Here is a 17,573-nt window from a genome sequence, read left to right as displayed (position 1 = left end):
AGCCTTATTGAACAAAAGGAGCGCTGTACTTATTCGATAAAATAACCGCGCACACTTTAAAGTGTAGGGAATAAGCCCCCTGATGAAGAGCTTTGGGACCAATAATCCGTTACTATCGTTTGAAGCAAGGAATAATCCAACGAACATTTATTTTTATATTTTTAATAGGCATATGAAATCGGATAAGAAGAAAGAAGTAGCTAACGAACCGGCAGCTACTCCGCGGCAGAAGGAAAAGTTTGAAAAAGAAAAAGCCAAGCAGATCGATAAGGACGAACCGCAATTTGATCCGGACTCTGATGGAGATACCACCGGAAAAAGTGAAGTCTTAAGAGAAAAGAAAGTACAAAAAAACTAGAACAGCCAAACTGAAAGTAGTGTATTAGGTGAAGTAATTTCGGATTCAAACTACGCTGAGATCTCTTATGCAGCTCATTGCTAGCACCTATTTCGGCAACTGTATATAAAAAGTAGTGCCTTGGCCTTCTTCACTTTCGAAGGTTATAGTGCCTCCATGCCATTCGATAATCGTTTTAATGATATGCATGCCCAAGCCTGTGGAGCTCTCGCCACCAAGGCCTCTACGTCTTGCCGGGCTGAACTTATCAAATAAAGTTGCATGATATTGTTTAGGGATGCCAATTCCGGTATCGGCAATGGTTATGTAAATAGTTGTGTCACTTTCATCAAGTGAGATTGTAATGCTGTCGTCCGCTCTCGTAAATTTAAGGGCATTAGACAGGAGATTGTTTATTACTTGTGGCAACTTCGCTTCATCAATCTCGGCGTAAATGGATTTCTTATTACAATGAAAGCGTATCGACCGATTCAATTCTACTTGCATTCCGGCATACTCCTCTATCATACGCTGAACTAACTGCACCACGTCTGTCCTCCTTTTCAGTAATCTGATTTCCGCGGTCTCCAAAAATTCCGTATCCAAAAAATCGCGTATCAGATGTAAGCATTCCCTACTTGCCCTGTCAATTATGGATAGAAATTTTTTGACTTTAACATTATCGGGATCTACTTCCCGATTCAAAAGCACCGTGATGTTTGTTATAAGTCCAATGGGACCGGCGAGATCATGCGACATGATACCCAAAATAGCATTTTTTTTATCGTTGTGTCTATTTAGGTTTTCATTATGTTCTTTATAAAGGCTAATGTCTTCTGCGTGTCCTACCAGCAGTTGATTGTCGTCATCACGTACTAAATGCGGTTCAATTCGGAACCAATATTTTTTTTCATGCAAAACAATTCGACATTCCAGACTGTGAACTACCTGACCGTTTAAGCAATCGAGCAATTTCTCTTTTACATATTGCCTATCTTCGTAATGAACTTTCTCAAACAGAAAAGCAAGATCTAAGTTGTCGCTCGATCGTCCAAAAAAAGATTCGAAAGCAGGATTAACATAAGTAAACCTGTTTGTTTTGCAATCATACGAGAAGAAGAGCAACTTAGAACTTTCAGTTAACGAGGTGATGGGCGGCAATATAGTCATAAGAGAAATAAATAAATCTGTTCGCGGGTGCTACAAATATATTGTAACGTTTTTTGATACGAGTTTATTGTTTAACAGATTATAAATCAAGCTTTAACGCATTGCACATCAAGCCCAAAAAGCGATCGATCACAAAGTTGTCCTATCTTCGTTATTTATTAAGGCGATTCCAAAAGGTAGGGCAACATGCACTATTGGTTTACAGATCAATAAGTAGTTTTAACAATTTCAACGTTCGTAGTGTTCTTATGCGTAAGAACAGCCGGCAACTCTAACTAATGTTATCAAACGTTGATCGAGAGAAAAGGTTTGTGCCGAGATGCTATTTTTACAAATAAAAACTACATCTATGTGCTACTGAGGTCGGAAGTGGATTCGAACCACTGTGAGATCTCTTGCGGAGCTCTGCCTAACCACTCAGCCATCCGACCTGTTTTGTGGAAACAAATCTAAGAATGTTCGGCTAGTTTGCACTACCCAATTCCTGCCCGGAATTTGCACAAATAGCGTTGCTTATTCCAAAGGGTATTGAATATTATTTAGAATGTATCTAAAAAATTTACAGAAAGGTTATGCATTTTTCATCTTAAGGCATTAGCTTCGTGGCATCCAAACACATCCAAATGAATAAACATCAATTATCCTTACTGATCAAGAAGTACCAAAGACTTATCGAGCTTGAAAAAAACAGTTTGAAGAAAGCACTTTACCAAACATTTATTGAAGATTTACAAACATTAACATGATTGCCCTGTTGTTAAAGTAGTTGTATACATTAAAAGTTATAGTTTTACAAGTTGTTTTAGTAATAGCAAAACCCCTGATTCAAAAGGGGTTTTGTTTTTTACAGCAGGCACATCCGCTGGTGGAGTACTGCCTTTATAACACTGTTTGATCACACACCACTTGATGGTGCCGCTTATTTTATCCTTCATCACATCTCCATAAACCGTCGATACGGGTTACCACATCCAATGAGAATTTCTGGATCATGCAAGAACAGTTAATCATTAATTGCAAAGAAGCGTTGGATGCGGCAGGTATCTCGGCTAAACTGAGATCTATGAAGTAAAAGATAATTATTATTTTAGAAGCGCCTTCCGAAAAAGAAAGGAGCCTTATATGGATGTTTATAAACTAATCGAAAAATTTAATATATCATCAGAGCGTGAGGAATATGGTTTAATACACGAAACGGTAGAAAAGGGAATTTACTTCAAAGGAACGAATCTTTGGATTCTGATTTTTGCCATTGTTATCGCCTGTGTTGGACTAAATGTGAATTCAACTGCGGTAATTATCGGCGCTATGCTGATTTCTCCATTGATGGGCCCTATTTTGGGAATGGGGTATAGTTTAGCTACCTATGATTTCAAATTGTTTCGAAAGGCGCTTGCCAATTTCGGCTTCGCCGTAGGTGCTAGCCTTGCGACCTCTACATTGTACTTTTTACTTACCCCGCTGAGCGAAGCGCACTCTGAATTACTAGCACGCACGCAACCAAATATATATGATGTTATCATTGCTATGGTAGGTGGTCTAGCAGGTATCGTAGCGGTCTCCAGTAAGCAAAAAGGAAATGTGATTCCGGGAGCGGCCATCGCAACTGCTTTGATGCCCCCACTATGCACTGCGGGCTATGGTTTATCGACTGCTAATTGGTCATACTTTTTTGGAGCCTTTTACTTATTTACTATAAACACGGTGTTCATTGCGGCGGCAACCTTGGTAACTGTGCGTTTTTTGAAATATCCAATATGGCATCAAACCGAAGAAGGCCTTAAGCAACGCGCAAATATGTGGGTCAGCATTATTGTGACAATAACCATGATACCAAGTATATACTTCGGCTATGTGCTTGTCAAACGGGAAAGGTTTAAACAAGAAGCAACTCGTTTCATAAAAAACGAAACTTATATCGAAGGAGATTATCTCTTAAAATCCGACATCGATCCCTTACAGAAGACGATCCATTTAATTTATGGCGGAAAGCTGATACCCGAACCCGCAAAGAAAAAGCTACAGCAAAAGTTAAAAAACTATGCATTGATGGATGCAAAAATCTCCGTTCAACAAGGCTTTTCTTTTGCCGACGCGAATAATGATCTGCTTGAGCTGACGCAGCAGCAAGCGGAAATAAATCGCCTACGTTCCGAATTATCACTCAATCTAAAGCGCCAAGATAGCGTACAACAGCGAAGCCGATTAGCGCAGCAACTCTTAAGCGAGTTGAAACCCATGTTTCCGGAAGTGCAGGCATGTGCTACTGCTGAACAGGTCTTCTACAACGATTCCTTGAAGGTGCAACGCTACCATTCGTTGACACTTCAAAGCAGCGATATCAAAAAAACGCTGGCCAGCAAAGAACGTATCGCAACTTGGTTCAGGCATCGCTTGCAACAAGACTCCATTCGGGTATACATCGAAAGGACCTTTATGTAACTTCTGAGCCCTATCAAATACCTAATTCTTAGAGCTCAAATGTTTAGCGGAATGGCGAAGCAGGTTCTAAACAAAAGTGCTATCCGTGCTGTTAAAGACTATATGGCCTGGAACAACAAAAAAACTGAACAGATGTAGCAGATCCAAAAACTATAAATTGCAGACATTTTAAGTGTAACCAACAAGGCGTCTAATAAGAGGCCTTGTTGGTTTTCGAAATATCAGCCACAGGAACGCCAGCTATCTGAAAATCTGCTACTTTTAAAAATTAAACGTTTTATGCAATTAGTGAAAGATGCATCATGCTTGGAGAATTAAATAAGAAAGAAATAGTCGATTTATTGAAAAGCCAATTCATCGGCCGGCTTGGATGCCACGCAAATAGCAAAACTTATATAGTGCCAATCAACTATGTATACCAAAATAATGCGATATATGCTCATTCCGGTGAAGGTAAAAAAATAGAAATGCTACGGAAAAATCCACGCGTCTGTTTTCAGGTTGATGAAGTTGAAAGCATGTTCAAGTGGAAAAGTGCTATTCTTTGGGGAACCTTTGAAGAACTGAAAGACATGGAGCGTCAACAGGCCATGCAAGGCCTCATTCTACGTATTATGCCAAACACCAATGATCCGGGACGGGACCCTTCTCACGCGATAAGTCCTGAGCTTCGGAATAGCTTGATCGTTTATCGAATAAATATAGAAGAAGGAACCGGACGCTTTGAATCTCATGAGGAGCAATAGGGTGGATAAAAGAAAATATCGATTAGTACCTTTTGCCAAACCAAAATCCGAGACCAATCAACAAGGCAATACCGCCTAGCAACCAAACCTCATAAGGTTCGTATGAAACTTGTTGCGCGTTCCGGTTCTTATCGGTCGCTTGTCGACTCGATTCCTCCATTTTATAGCCCTTGACCGAAGTAGACTTCCCTGCTTCTTTTCCTACGGGAGCATTCTGCCCAGTCGTTCCGGGATCTTTCGACCGCCGCCCTGATCTTGCCCGACCTTCAACAGGTTTTCGAGGTCCCGCCACCGCTTTCGCAGTATTACCCTTTACAGAGGTGAATGAACTTGTATGAATTTTACCCAACTGTTCTATCAGATTACTTACCAGTTCCTTATTTTCTGTACTATTAGCCGTTTGCTTTAGGAAATCTGTCAAGGCCCCATTTCCAAATACATTGTCAGCGCAGGAAAGTCCCGTTTCTTCAGTAGTTTTCAGGTATTCGGTTACCAGCTGCTGCAAACGCTGTTCATCAGGCTTCCAGTAGTTTTTCCTGACCACTTCCAACATCCGTGCTAGCATCGTCTGGTAAGCATACATGTTACCGGCTTTTGCAAACCGCTCTTTAACGTCTAGGTCGTACCGATCATTGACATAAGTATCCATCCAATCCTCCCATTTCTGTGCATCGATCGCCTCCGGCGTTGTTACCTGCCACCCCCACATATTATCTGCCACCTGGCCGATCATCCGTGCTCCGGCATATCCTTCATCCAGCATTTTTTCAATCCATTTGGGATTAAGATAACGGGCATTCATTTCCCTTCCGATGAATTTGTCCAGCGATTCCTGGCGGGTATTTCCCGGGTCGGCCAGGTTGGTAATCATCACATCGGGCGACGCCCCATCAACATGGCGTACCGCCATCGCCATCCCACCCAATGCCTGAAAAAAATCGTCGTTATCCAACGCGCCGTAAACATTGGTAGAGCGGCTATGAACAACTGCCTTCGTCCCGGATAAGGCACTTTTAAAAAGCGATACCGCTAGGTCCTTTGCTGTTTCCAGGAGTTCCCCATCCGGTATGTTTCCCCAAAGACCCTGCCCATATAAATGTCCCATCCGGTTAAAGTAAACGGCCCCAACCTCCTGGTCTTTTTTCCACTTATCGGAGGCCTGAACCACATCGTTCAAGCCGTTTCCGTAACTTCCGCTCTTCGTGCTGAACAGGCGTATACTAGCCAGCTGACGGGCGAGGGTAGTGTCTTTGAGTCCGGAAGACAACAGCTTGTCCACACTTTGGTCAATATGTTCCCGCAAATAGTTAGCACCATCTTGCTTATAAGCCAAAGAAACCGCTTTATCTAATAACAGCATTAGATTGGGAAATAGGTCGCGATACAAGCCGGACGGCGTGATGACCACATCGATACGCGGTCGCCCAAGCGCAGTATCTGCAATTGCTTCTACTCCTTTCAACCGCCCAAAGCCATCATAAGTAGGTTTTATCCCCAATAAACTCAATATCTGAGATTCCATAATACCTTCATGGCGGATGGTTTCCACCGACCATAGGTTAAATCCCACCTTATCCGGATACTGCCCATCGTGTCTGCCACGGTAATCAGCGATCAACTGATTAGCAAGCTTCTCCCCTTCCCGATAGGTGTCTATGGTAGGGATACGGTCGGGATCAAAGGAATAAAAATTCTTTCCTGTAGGCAATGCCGAAGGATTCCGGATGGGGTCATTACCTGAACCCGCTTCTATATACTTTCCGTTAAGGGCTGTCATCAGTGCATCCAGCTCTCGTGGTCCACTGATCATAATGCGCTGGTAAACATCCATGAGTAGCACGGCAAGGGAATCCTTGGGTATCCCTTGCATCCGCCCAACGATAGCTTCCGCCGTTTTCATCGCCATCACCGAATCCGGTGATTGCCCAAAGGTATGCATTCCCATTGGGGTAAGCGTCTCCTGGATTTCCTGCAGGTAATGTTCCAGTCTTTGTACATCTTCTGCTTTAATGTCGCCATCAATACCTAGATCCTTCCCTATATTTGCCTCCCTGGCCAGCCGATTGATTGTGCGCAGGTGAACAGCCGCGAGTGCTTCACTTTTGCCGGAAGCCACATCATAATCGTTGATGGCTCCCGCAAGTTCACGCAACTCGGGTCTTAAGGTGGCCTGATCAAAGGGCGGCGTTAAATGATCAATAATCACGGCCATTCCACGCCTTTTGGCCTGTGTTCCTTCCCCTACATTGTCCATAATGTAAGGATAGATGTTAACCAGGTTACCCATCAGCGCTTCCGGAGCATCGTCATCATCAAACCCTACTTCACGTCCCGAAAGCCATTCCTGTGTTCCATGTGTTCCCAGATGGATGACCGCATCGGCGGGCATACCTTTTTGTAGGTACAGATAAAAGGCAACGTATTGGTGATGTGGAGGAAGCGAAACATCGTGGTACAAGGCCTGAGCGTCTTCGTCCCAACCCCTTGCCGGTTGGGGCATCAGGTTAATATTGCCGTAGGCGATTCGAGGCAAAACAAAATAAATCTTTCCCTTCGGATCGCGCCAGGTCATGATCTTCGAGTCTTCGGGTTCACCCCACTTTTTTATCACCTGCTTTTGGAAAGCAGGATGCAACTGTCCGAACCATTTTTTATAGGTCTCCACCGGAACCAGTACGGGCTGCGTTTCCCGGACCAATCTATCCAGTTCCGCCGGCGCCCAGGTGCCGATGTTACGGCCTCCGTTCATGACGTCATCAAACACGGCACCTGAATCAGGAGCTTGACCACCAAGGTCATATTTCGCTTCGTCCATACGTTTTAAAATGGCTGTCAGGCTCTTGGGCAGCACATTCAGGTAACTGGCACCAATATTATTTTTACCCGGATGCCCGTTATAATAGATCAGCGCAATTTTTTTATCCCGATTTGCTAGGCTTTGCAATCTTGACCACGCCTTTACACGCCCCACCAACCTTCGTATACGGCTTTCAGGTGCGTATTTGACGCGGTATCCGGCTGCACCGGCGGGTGCCACGGATTCGGTAGTTGCCGCTATTATCGGCTGTATCTGACCGCTTAGTTCTTGACGGGCAAGCGATAAGGCACGTGCCGCAAGTGGTATTCCCAAGGAGGAAGCATGCCAAGTTGCTGTATCGTCACTGATTGTGATAGCATTAATTACCGGTACACCCATACGAGAAAATGTTGCCTGAAGCCGTTCATTGGATGCTCCCGGCAAAGACGAAAAATTCAACAGGACCGATAAGCGAGAACGTCCGTCGGCATCCAAACAATGATCTTTGATTGCCCGATCAAGTGGATGGCCAAAAAAGGGCATCACATCAAAGCCAGCCGTATCTAAGGCGTCCGCATAAGGCTTCATATACTCCCACTGACGGGTAACTGCTTCGTAACGAAACATATACAAACCTACCAACGGGCGCTTCCCCACTCTTTCGGCCTGGGCATATCGCTCAAAGTTTGCATATACCTCCCCACTTCGAAGGGAAACAATGCCATTTTCGGGAAAAGAGACGACCGGCTTTACCGGATAGGTCGATTCCAAATGTCTATTCAACAGCATTAGTATCATATTGGCCAGATTATCCGGGCTGGGATGCTCGAAATAAGCAGCCACTTTCTGGTCGAAACGAATGCCCTGCTTGCCATAACTATCCGCTTCCGGCGTGTTACCAAGCGCATACACATGTCCGCCACGTTTAACGATGCGCTGTAGCTCAGCAGAAAAACGCTGTAGTACGACCGGGGTATGCACATAGCAGACGGCTAGATCTGCACCTCCCACATCCGCTGCGGCATTTCCGTCAATGGCTGTTGACACCAGATAGGCATCGGTGAAGCCAGGAAGCTTGTGCAGTTGGGCAATTGCCTCGGCAACAGGTTTACTATAATTTTCGGAAACCAGTATCACTATCTTTTTTGGTACAGGCGCACAAAAAGCCTCCAACGCAAAGCACAGAACAAGCTGACTCCATAATACGATACGAATAAATACTATTTTACTGAACATTTTCCGGCACATAAATAATCTGTCCATCTTCCAATTGATAGGCCGTACCTAAGCGTTCGCCATGGCCGGCAGCTTCTTGTTGCGATAATTTCTTAACTTTGATTTCCCTTCCCTTCTTGGAGATGATTTCCATTTGACCCTGTGCATTTTTCTTTGTTAAGGTTACCTCCGTATTGGGATCGAACAATTCCAGCACGTTGAGCGCCGTCATCAACGCAACGATCATAGCAACAATGAGCACTACACTGATATCGAAAAGGTTCGCAATTCCGCTTATGGGATCTTCGAGAGGTGTCTGATCCTCCCTACCATGGTGTACTCTTAATAATTTCATGCTAAAGCGATTGATTGTAAACGAGGGAAGAATCGGTTTCCGCTTGCTTTAAACCGGCAAGCCTTAAACGGGTTTCTGCTTCTACTTCACAGGTCAGAAAATCTGCATGCAGCCATTTTTCCCATTTCAAGCTAATCAGGTAGGCCACCGTTCCACAGATCAGTCCGATAATGGTAGAGGTAAAGGCAGTCAGCATATTACCTGACATGGCGGCCATATCGCCACTGGACAAGGAAGACAGTGCCTTACCCATGGGAATCAGCGTACCGACCAACCCGATGGATGGCCCCGTTTTGATCAAAAAACGAATGTTGTCTAAACGGTTGTTCTGCCTTTTTTCCCAAGAGCGAACCAGTTCCGTCAACCGGATATCGGGATAGGGGTTTTCCGTTAGTAAAGCGGTTATTTCGCCTTCATGCTGAGCGAAAAATGTATGAACAGCTTCCCTGGGTTTTCGTATGCGCATCAACCAAGTGCGCAAAAAGGCCCCAATACTGATCAGTGTCCAGACGACCATGCCAAAAAGTGCAAATAGAATCGGGGCATGCAAAAGCTCTGTGAGCTGAAAGAGAAAACGATCAATAAATTCGGTCATTTTTTTTAGTTTTTTGTTTTACAATTGATAAGATATTCCCGCAAAAACACTCCTTCCTGGCGCATAGTAATAACTGGTCGGGGAGGTATAGCTTCCGTAATAGCGTTTATCGAACAGGTTAGTCACATTAACGTTCAGTGTCAATGGGCCGATGGCCTTGCCGAGCCTGATGTCGAAAACTGTCACTGCAGGCATGGTTCTTTCCGGTGTGTTTTCCAGATCGCCGTAATAAGCTCCCGTATGTCGGCCCCAAAGGCTCAGATGAAATAGTTGCGTGCGATCAAATATGAACGCTCCACTCATATTGTGGGATGGGTTATCACTCATATCATTTCCTTCATATTCCGGGTTGGTTTCGTACCGTTTTATCTCTGAGGAATTATAAAAGTAGCTTGCCTGTACCGAGAAGTCTGGAGTTAAGCGGTAACGGGCAAAGCTTTCCGCTCCCCATAGATTCACTTTTCCAATGTTGATATACTGCCTTATCGGCAGCCCCTTAACATCCAGGTAGGCAGGCACTTCGTTCGCATCTATTAGCACTGCGGCAAGAAAATCACTGTATTGAGAAGTATAGAGTGTACCGGAAAGTTCCAATTTGTCTGATAGTTGGAAATCCACACCAATATCATAGGAATACCGCATCCGCTCGGGTTTCAAGCGCGGGTTCCCCAAACGGAAAGACGAGCCCAAGGGGGCGGCGTTGTACATATAGAAACTGCTTGGTGCTCGGAATCCGGTAGCGTACACCGCTCTTATACGTAGGTTACGTAGTAGGTCATAACTGATTCCCACTTTGGGATTGACGATGTCGGAACTAGCGTTATCGTAAGAGATGGCTATATCATTGCCAGACATATTGTCAAAGAATTTCCCGTTTCGGTTAGCCCAATGGTCATACCTTAGTCCTATGTTAGCATGGAGGCGATCTGTAATATCCAAATCGTCATTAACGAAGAAAGAAACGAAATCCTGTCTGCCGGTAAAATCCTGAATACCTTGTTCGTAGTAATATTTACGGGATACTACTTCGGTAAATCGGATGTCCGCTCCCACCGTAACCACATTTGCTCCCCAAGTGCGATGTACTTTAGCGATCAGTCCGTAGGTGTCCAACGGCACCCGTGAATCGTAATAGCGCTCATCAAAAGCATTGCTTTCCTGATTCCATTTAATGGCGTTCGACTCACGATCCTGCACATTATAGTAGACAAGTACATCCGGAGCGTATAGGGCTGCCGGATTGGTATAACGTAGCTGGTAATTTCCCGCAGCACTACGATCGTCGTAAATGGTAGTTGTACCCGATAAAGGCTGTTGCAGATTGTAATCCGCTATGGCCGTAAGGGTTCCTGCAGACAGGAAATGATAAGATACTTTGGCATTCACATTGAGCAGTTTCATGCTCGGCTTTACATAATAATTCTTCCAGAGGCTGTCGGCCATATAAGCATAACCATCCGTTTTCTTGTATTCCGCAAATACTATTGCCCCCCACCGATCGGAAAACTGCTTGCCTGCCTTAACACTTGCCTGATAGGTATTCATCGAACCGTAGCGAAAATCTGCGCCAAGGGTAGGCTTATCCGAAGGGCTTTGCGTAACGAGATTGATGGTACCTCCCATGGAATTAGAACCATAAATCGAAGAGCCCGGTCCCCTTACCACTTCTATGCGTTCAATGCTATTCCCTGCCAGACTGTTCCATTCGGAAACTCCTCCCGTATAGGCGTCGTTGATGGGCACGCCATCTTTCAATATCAGGGTTCTATTTGCCGATCCGGTTCCGCGCATGATGACACCGGTATGCGTTCCGGTAGTTGTTAGGCCCCGAGAGCGGTCGACTGAAACACCTGGCAAATAGGCCAATGCCTCGTCTATCGTTTGGATCTGCCGGAGTTCGGGGGCACCTTTTTGTAATACAGAAACACTTGACGAAATTTTTCTGAGTTCAATTGGTTTGGCGGAGGCAGTCACCGAAATAAGGTCCAACATATTGACTTTGGGGTGAAGAACCCAATGATACGAGGGGGATGAAATAGAATCCACATCAACCTCCACAGATTGATAGTTGATATGCCGTAAGGTAAAGAATTTGATCTGCGACCGGGAGATCGCAAAGTTACCGCTGCTGTCAGAAGACGCGACGGTCCCCTTTTCACGAATTTCGACTGTAACACCGGCGATTGGTTTATTTGCGGAATCGGTCACTAATCCGTTCAGGTCTGAAGGTTTGGCATTTTGAGCAGATACAGGTAGATGAAAAACAACTAATAGAAAAAAAATAACAACGGATAAGAATTGTGCAAACCGTTTGGAACAGTTTGTAAAATATTCAGAATACTTCATGAAAATCAGCTATAATGTGTCGTAAATATCGGACGGATATGATTATGCAACTATGTGTATTTAAAAACGAATTAAAGGCATGAATAGGAAGCAATTGCTTTAACGATCGATCATAGCGAGCACTTACAAACCATTATGATTCGCACCTCGGCCTACCAAACCTCGGCGACCGACGATTGAAAGTATGCCAGCTATTTCTCCGGCTTCTATTAATTTGATTTTATGTAAATCAAGGCGTCAAGACGATGCCTAGATGAATGGTTTAATCAATATGTATGAAAAATTGCTTAATAACGGCTAGGGGGGCCGCGTAGGTAAAGGGCGTCACAACACCTAAAATAGCGAAGATCTACTGGCAACATATTGAATGCATCCGCTACTGGAGGTATAAGAAAGGTGAAAAGCAGTTCACAGAACTCGCCGCTCCCCAGCAAGTGAAAGGTACAGATCTTACACTCCTCCTGATGTTGGTAAATTTTAATACCGTGTTTGTCGCTGCTCGCCAAACAGCCTGCATGTTCATGAAAAACTTTTGCCACATGAACAATCAGCACTAATGCCAATAGCATATGGGCAATAATTTTCTTGTCAGCGATATTCTTTAAAACAAACACACATCAAAGATAAACCCATTCCGACAAATATGCAACTATATTGCATTTTAATTTAGAGACATGTATGATTCAATGTATTGGCAGTGTAATAACCTGTACCAATTTTTTCTACAGGAAACAAGGTAATCTTATCAACTACTTTTTATATCCAGGCATCTGTGAATACTCTGGGATAAGTAGTTCAATTTCATCTCAACCATTGGCATCTTCAATTGTTGAAATTAAAGGACAACATTTTCTAACATCTTGTTTATGGAAAAAAGGGGGAAAAAGAAGTTAATGCCCAGGGCATTTCAGATATTGAAGGCTTCAATCAACGGGTTTATGGAGCATAACGTTACGAAAATGAGTGGTTCCTTAGCCTATTATACCGTATTTTCGATGGCTCCCTTATTGGTACTCGTTATCGCCTTGTGCGGCTTCTTTTTAGGGAGGGAAGCGGCTGAGAATCAAATATACGGCCAGTTGAGTACTTTTCTTGACAAGAATACGGCCTTGCAGATACAGGAAGTGATAAAGAACGCGAACATCAATGGCAGCAGTACCACGGCCATTGTTATAGGTGCCGTAACGTTATTGATAGGGGCCACCACGGTTTTTGCCGATATTCAGGATTCCATCAATCACATTTGGGGCATCAAACCCAAACCGAAAAAAGGATGGTTAAAAATGCTTCAGAACAGATTCCTGTCCTTTTCGGTGATTATAAGCTTAAGCTTCATTTTATTGGTATCTCTGCTTATAACGACCTTTTTGGACAGCTTCAGTGACCGATTGAGCGTTCGATATGAAAATGTTTCTATTGTATTCTTTTATATATTAAATCAGATCATAACGCTCGCTGTTATCTGGTTTATCTTTGCGGTGATTTTCAAGGTGCTTCCCGATGCCCGTATACGATGGAAAGATGTACTTACAGGCGCTTTTGTTACTGCAATCCTGTTTATTTTGGGAAAATTTGCCATCTCGTTCTACATTGGCCGGAGCGGTGCAGGAGACGCCTTTGGTTCTGCTCGTTCTCTTGTAATTTTACTTCTATGGACGTATTATTCGGCTATGATCCTTTATTTCGGTGCAGAATTCACCAAAGCCTATGTGATAGCATATGGTTCCGAAATCAGACCGAACACCTACGCCGTTACCACGAAGGAAGTTGAAATAGAAACCGGAAAGGCATCCGTACAAGAGAGTGATGAGAAAGCAAAGCAGGTTCTGAAAGGATTGTAGCACACGAGTGTTACAGCGAAAATCGGTTACATTTCATGAAAGTTCTCACTTTTTAACAATTGGCGTTATTCTTTTATACAATCAATCCGGCATAAAATCCTTGCATTAAGCGCAGCCGTATATACCCTTAATGTTATTTGTAGGAAAATACCGGCGCAGCCTGGCCATTTTAAAAGAAAGTGTTGCCGAATGTTGCTCGCCCAATAAGGGCTGGCTGCCGTTGGCTGCTTGTATTTTTCTGATCGTTCTTGTTCTATCCGTATTGGCAAAAATAGATCAGCAAAAATTGCCTGCGGAAGAGAATGAGCTGACCGGCCTAACTATCCTAAAAAGGCTCGAAAATGATTTGGCGAAGGAAAACGCGGTGATTCATCAATTCGACAGCAAAATAGTTGCTTTGCTGGACAGTATAGAAGCGACCAAATTGTTAGTAAAGCACACACAAACGAAAAAGTTTAGCAAGTTATGGCGAAGCAAACTGCAAACGATTAAAAATTACACTGAAATTCCTATATTCCAATTTAATCAAATCCCAACTTTTCCGACAGACAACCGTTCTTTAGACAGTTTGATTATTTTTTACAACCAATTGCACACCGAAAGAGCGAAAACCCAAGCAGCAGATTCGGAAAGTGGAGTATCCTTAAGCCAAACGCTTATACAAGTTCGGTTAGCGATTCTGACATCATTAGATTCCATGCTAAGACTAAGTCCTCCCGGGCATAACTACCCCTTATCACCCTCTTTGATAAACCGGTTGAATAGCTTATTAAAATCCCGGGATGAAGCGGCCAACCGATACGAACTCATGCTACACCAATATCAGTCGTCTTTTGACCAACTACCAAAACAGCTTGTCACATCCATTGAGCTAACAGAAGCTAAACCTTTAAAACCATTAACGAATCGAAATCTTTCCCGATCACCTTTCCGGTTCGCTGTTATTTCATTTTTGCTCTCGTTACTAATAAGTCTTCTCATTATTTATTACAAAAAATATCGCTTTCCATTCGTATTAAGAACTGCGGATTTAACGAGTAACGACCAGGCCCATTTTCACGTCTGGACGGACATCGATTCCAAAAGGAATCTTCTCAATCTAATAAAAAGCAACTCCTGGTCTGCCGGAACCATCGTCAATATCACTGCCCTGACGTATTCGAGCTACCCGAAAGAATTACAAGAAAATTTAATCGAGCCGCTACTGAAGACTGGCGTGCGTGTGGTACTTATACACCTTGCGCCCATGGGAGATGAACTCGAAGTCTATAAAGATCGAAAATTCCTACAAGATTATGTGCGGGATCCTTCTGTACACATCGAAGAAATAGTACATCGTGATAGGGCTTTGCCACTTGACCACATTTTTTTCAGTCCCCCATCCTTAAAGGCGAAACAGGAAAATTCACTTTTAGTCTCCGATGATTCGTATTGGTCCTTACAGCGCAGTCTACTCAGTGAACGTTTCAAATTTCTTCTACAGGTGCTCAAAAATGATCATTACTATGTATTGATCCTACAGCCGCCCCCCATTGATCCGGTATATTTTCCATTGTACTTATCATGCAGCGATATGTATCTAAATATTTTTAAGTATAACGCCTGTAATAGGCGATCCGCCGAAAAAATAGCTAGGCAAGGTGCCGGTCAGGATAAAAAGACAATCAATATACTGGATAAATCCACTATATATAAACAATTAAATCAAAGAAAGCATGAAAAAAACAGCCATTAATTTAGGTTTGGCCGCCCTATTTTCAGCGGCCACCATCTCAACCTATTCGTTTGCAAGTGGTAATCCGATAAAAAAGGAGACAACGAAATCTGTGAAAGCCAAGGAATCTTTTAACAACATTGAATTCGGTTTTGACAAAGCGACTATTTCAAGATATTTTGAAGCCGAACTGGACGAACTGGTAGCAGTAGCAAAAGAAAATGGTTACGCCATTAAACTCAGCGGACATGCCGATGCTATAGGTGAATATGTTTACAACTGGAAATTATCTAAATCGCGTGCAGACCATGTTAAAAATTATTTAGTAAACAAGGGGGTAAGCGCTTCTAAAATTGCCGCCACCGAGTTCGGCGACACCAAACCCATTGCTTCTAACGCCACCGCGGAGGGCCGGAAAAAAAATCGTCGGGTAGAGATCGAAATAGTTGATTGAATATTTTTGAGAAAGAGCAGGCCACTTAAACGTGACCTGCTTTTTTTTATGTCAGATTTTACCGGCAACCACCATTTGATCTAAGCTAGGTACTTCAGCCCCGCCCTCTTTTTCGATGGTAATGGCAAACATTTCTGCTCGCTGCACCGTTTTCATCTGCTGCACTGCCTCTAAACTTCCTTGATTGAAAACGCCTGCACTTACCGGTTTTCCGTCAATAATGGCCCATAACTGATATTGTTTTCCTTTCGGTAGTACCGCTAATTGATTAGGCGCCAAATAAACTTCTTTTGTAGTCGTGTTCCAATAGATAGCAGCCGCTCTTCCTTCATGGCCCGGCACCCCCTGTAGATCCAGTTTCCGTATGCCCGGTTTAGCCACAATTGCAAGCTGTTGCCGGAGTGTATCTGCCCGATCTCGATATTGCGTGAGCTCAGCGTTTAAAGATCGCTGTTGGGTGGCCATTAGTAGGATTTCCGTTTTGAGTTTATTAACGGTATAAAGATGGTAGATCGCTCCCAATATCAATAATATGATTGCTGCTGCAGCGACAAAGACGGCTGTAGAGCTTCGGCGTTGCCTGCTATCGTGGATGGGTATAATCTCCGATGTTGACGATGCAATTGAGTCCGATTGGGTATCTCGATCGCTTAATAAACCTTCTTGCTGCAAGGTTTGTAATATGCGGTTCTTACTCTCTGCAGGCGGGGTGGAAGCATTGGCTTGAGCGAAGCGTTCCATTCCTTCCTGAGCTTCCAACAAAGCTTGCTGTATTTCCGGATATCGTATACATAGGTTCTCCAGCTCACGAGCTTCTGCTTCGCTGGCAATACCGAGCGCGTACATCTCAATAATTCCTGACGATATGTATGCCTTTATATCCAATTTAATTCAATATTTGTCGTAATTGTGCCAGTGCTAACCTTGCTCTTGACTTTACCGTTCCCAACGGTATGTCCAATTCTTTTGCTATTTCTTCTTGTGTATATCCTTGGTAATACGCCAATTCGATAATAATTCTGTGCTCATCCTTCAATTTATCCAACCCATTGCTCAGGCCCAAGTGATCGACCTTCGTATGCGTTTCATTTCCTCTTACATGCGTGCCGGGTTCCAAGCTGTCGGTATGCTGTTCTTTCTTTCTCATCCCCGATCGCAAATAATCAATGGCTACATGACGCATGATATTGAGCATCCAGGTAAACAACTTTCCCTTGCCTACATCATACTGTTCAATATTCTTCCATACTTTTACAAAGCCCTCCTGCAATATATCGGTTGCCTCTTCGCCCTCCCCTACTATACGCTGAATAACCCCGTAAAAAGCGGCAGCATAGCTATCATATAGGTAACTGTACGCCTGCTGATCCCTGCGCTTTAGGAGGGCTACCAACTCTTCTTCTGTATAGACGGATTTTGTTGACAAAGATAATCAGATAAAAATCTAGTAAATATAGTTAACTTTTTCACTTTACAACATGTTCCTCTATGCAATTGTTTTGGTTGTCGTCTCGAAACCATATACGGTAAAATTTGTAGATAGGATTTATAAATTTCATAT

Annotated in this window: 14 protein-coding genes and 1 pseudogene; 6 read left to right on the top strand and 9 right to left on the bottom strand. The window is 43.6% G+C overall.

The features are described from left to right. Positions 1-172 precede the first annotated feature (172 nt). A complete protein-coding gene (locus ACH11B_RS10910) occupies positions 173-358 on the top strand; it encodes a hypothetical protein (RefSeq protein WP_377613421.1) in 186 nt (61 codons plus the stop codon). A gap of 87 nt (positions 359-445) precedes the next feature. On the opposite strand, the gene ACH11B_RS10905 is transcribed toward ACH11B_RS10910, so the two are convergent. Both ACH11B_RS10905 and ACH11B_RS10900 read right to left on the bottom strand, forming a co-directional pair. After that, positions 446-1,507 (bottom strand): ATP-binding protein, encoded by a 1,062-nt coding sequence (locus tag ACH11B_RS10905; RefSeq protein WP_377613420.1) that lies wholly within the window; start codon positions 1,505-1,507, stop codon positions 446-448. Between the two features lie 360 nt (positions 1,508-1,867). Next, positions 1,868-1,938: pseudogene (locus ACH11B_RS10900) on the bottom strand. A gap of 691 nt (positions 1,939-2,629) precedes the next feature. Here ACH11B_RS10900 and ACH11B_RS10895 point away from each other — a divergent pair. Next, on the top strand, positions 2,630-3,949 hold the full coding sequence (locus tag ACH11B_RS10895) for a DUF389 domain-containing protein (RefSeq protein WP_013665398.1): 1,320 nt from the start codon (positions 2,630-2,632) through the stop codon (positions 3,947-3,949). Between the two features lie 302 nt (positions 3,950-4,251). Beyond that, the gene (locus ACH11B_RS10890; RefSeq protein WP_377613419.1) at positions 4,252-4,695 is read left to right on the top strand and encodes a pyridoxamine 5'-phosphate oxidase family protein; all 444 of its coding nucleotides are present in this window, start codon (positions 4,252-4,254) and stop codon (positions 4,693-4,695) included. 22 nt (positions 4,696-4,717) lie between these two features. Here ACH11B_RS10890 and ACH11B_RS10885 read toward each other — a convergent pair whose 3' ends face one another. The 5 genes from ACH11B_RS10885 to ACH11B_RS10865 form a co-directional block, all read right to left on the bottom strand. Next, positions 4,718-8,728, bottom strand: coding sequence for a cobaltochelatase subunit CobN (locus ACH11B_RS10885; RefSeq protein WP_377613418.1), 4,011 nt, complete (start codon positions 8,726-8,728; stop codon positions 4,718-4,720). Beyond that, positions 8,718-9,062, bottom strand: a complete 345-nt coding sequence (locus ACH11B_RS10880; protein ID WP_377613417.1) for a DUF2149 domain-containing protein — start codon at positions 9,060-9,062, stop codon at positions 8,718-8,720. Before ACH11B_RS10880 ends, ACH11B_RS10885 begins: the two co-directional genes overlap by 11 nt. Position 9,063: 1 nt before the next feature. Beyond that, positions 9,064-9,657, bottom strand: a complete 594-nt coding sequence (locus ACH11B_RS10875; protein WP_377613416.1) for a MotA/TolQ/ExbB proton channel family protein — start codon at positions 9,655-9,657, stop codon at positions 9,064-9,066. An 18-nt stretch (positions 9,658-9,675) separates the two neighbouring features. After that, positions 9,676-12,003, bottom strand: coding sequence for a TonB-dependent receptor (locus ACH11B_RS10870; protein ID WP_377613415.1), 2,328 nt, complete (start codon positions 12,001-12,003; stop codon positions 9,676-9,678). A gap of 287 nt (positions 12,004-12,290) precedes the next feature. Next, positions 12,291-12,617, bottom strand: a complete 327-nt coding sequence (locus ACH11B_RS10865) for a hypothetical protein (RefSeq protein ID WP_377613414.1) — start codon at positions 12,615-12,617, stop codon at positions 12,291-12,293. Between the two features lie 252 nt (positions 12,618-12,869). Here ACH11B_RS10865 and ACH11B_RS10860 point away from each other — a divergent pair, with 252 nt between their 5' ends. From ACH11B_RS10860 to ACH11B_RS10850, 3 genes are all read left to right on the top strand, one after another. Continuing rightward, positions 12,870-13,844: a YihY/virulence factor BrkB family protein gene (locus tag ACH11B_RS10860; RefSeq protein ID WP_377613413.1), complete on the top strand. Its 975-nt coding sequence runs from the start codon at positions 12,870-12,872 to the stop codon at positions 13,842-13,844. 130 nt (positions 13,845-13,974) lie between these two features. Beyond that, positions 13,975-15,579, top strand: coding sequence for a hypothetical protein (locus ACH11B_RS10855; RefSeq protein ID WP_377613412.1), 1,605 nt, complete (start codon positions 13,975-13,977; stop codon positions 15,577-15,579). Then, positions 15,560-16,012 carry an OmpA family protein gene (locus tag ACH11B_RS10850; RefSeq protein ID WP_377613411.1) on the top strand — a complete coding sequence of 151 codons (453 nt, stop codon included), beginning with the start codon at positions 15,560-15,562 and terminating at the stop codon, positions 16,010-16,012. The genes ACH11B_RS10855 and ACH11B_RS10850 overlap by 20 nt, the downstream gene beginning before the upstream one ends. 51 nt (positions 16,013-16,063) lie before the next feature. Here the strand turns inward: ACH11B_RS10850 and ACH11B_RS10845 are convergent, their stop codons facing one another. Together ACH11B_RS10845 and ACH11B_RS10840 are read right to left on the bottom strand one after the other, a co-directional pair. Then, positions 16,064-16,897 (bottom strand): anti-sigma factor domain-containing protein, encoded by an 834-nt coding sequence (locus tag ACH11B_RS10845; protein WP_377613410.1) that lies wholly within the window; start codon positions 16,895-16,897, stop codon positions 16,064-16,066. 1 nt (position 16,898) lies between these two features. Further along, entirely contained in the window at positions 16,899-17,438 is a 540-nt protein-coding gene (locus ACH11B_RS10840) for an RNA polymerase sigma factor (protein ID WP_377613409.1), read from the bottom strand. Between the last annotated feature and the right edge of the window lie 135 nt (positions 17,439-17,573).

The organism is Olivibacter sp. EAT-5 (assembly GCF_044784325.1).
In the GTDB taxonomy this organism is placed as follows: domain Bacteria; phylum Bacteroidota; class Bacteroidia; order Sphingobacteriales; family Sphingobacteriaceae; genus Olivibacter; species Olivibacter oleidegradans.
Note: the sequence above shows the minus strand (reverse complement) of the source record. Positions and strands in the feature narration are given on the sequence as shown.

Coding starts and splice junctions, on each gene's coding strand:
- ACH11B_RS10910 (WP_377613421.1), top strand. CDS start 173: ATGAAATCGGATAAGAAGAAAGAAGTAGCTAACGAACCGGCAGCTACT.
- ACH11B_RS10905 (WP_377613420.1), bottom strand. CDS start 1,507: ATGACTATATTGCCGCCCATCACCTCGTTAACTGAAAGTTCTAAGTTG.
- ACH11B_RS10895 (WP_013665398.1), top strand. CDS start 2,630: ATGGATGTTTATAAACTAATCGAAAAATTTAATATATCATCAGAGCGT.
- ACH11B_RS10890 (WP_377613419.1), top strand. CDS start 4,252: ATGCTTGGAGAATTAAATAAGAAAGAAATAGTCGATTTATTGAAAAGC.
- ACH11B_RS10885 (WP_377613418.1), bottom strand. CDS start 8,728: ATGTTCAGTAAAATAGTATTTATTCGTATCGTATTATGGAGTCAGCTT.
- ACH11B_RS10880 (WP_377613417.1), bottom strand. CDS start 9,062: ATGAAATTATTAAGAGTACACCATGGTAGGGAGGATCAGACACCTCTC.
- ACH11B_RS10875 (WP_377613416.1), bottom strand. CDS start 9,657: ATGACCGAATTTATTGATCGTTTTCTCTTTCAGCTCACAGAGCTTTTG.
- ACH11B_RS10870 (WP_377613415.1), bottom strand. CDS start 12,003: ATGAAGTATTCTGAATATTTTACAAACTGTTCCAAACGGTTTGCACAA.
- ACH11B_RS10860 (WP_377613413.1), top strand. CDS start 12,870: ATGGAAAAAAGGGGGAAAAAGAAGTTAATGCCCAGGGCATTTCAGATA.
- ACH11B_RS10855 (WP_377613412.1), top strand. CDS start 13,975: ATGTTATTTGTAGGAAAATACCGGCGCAGCCTGGCCATTTTAAAAGAA.
- ACH11B_RS10850 (WP_377613411.1), top strand. CDS start 15,560: ATGAAAAAAACAGCCATTAATTTAGGTTTGGCCGCCCTATTTTCAGCG.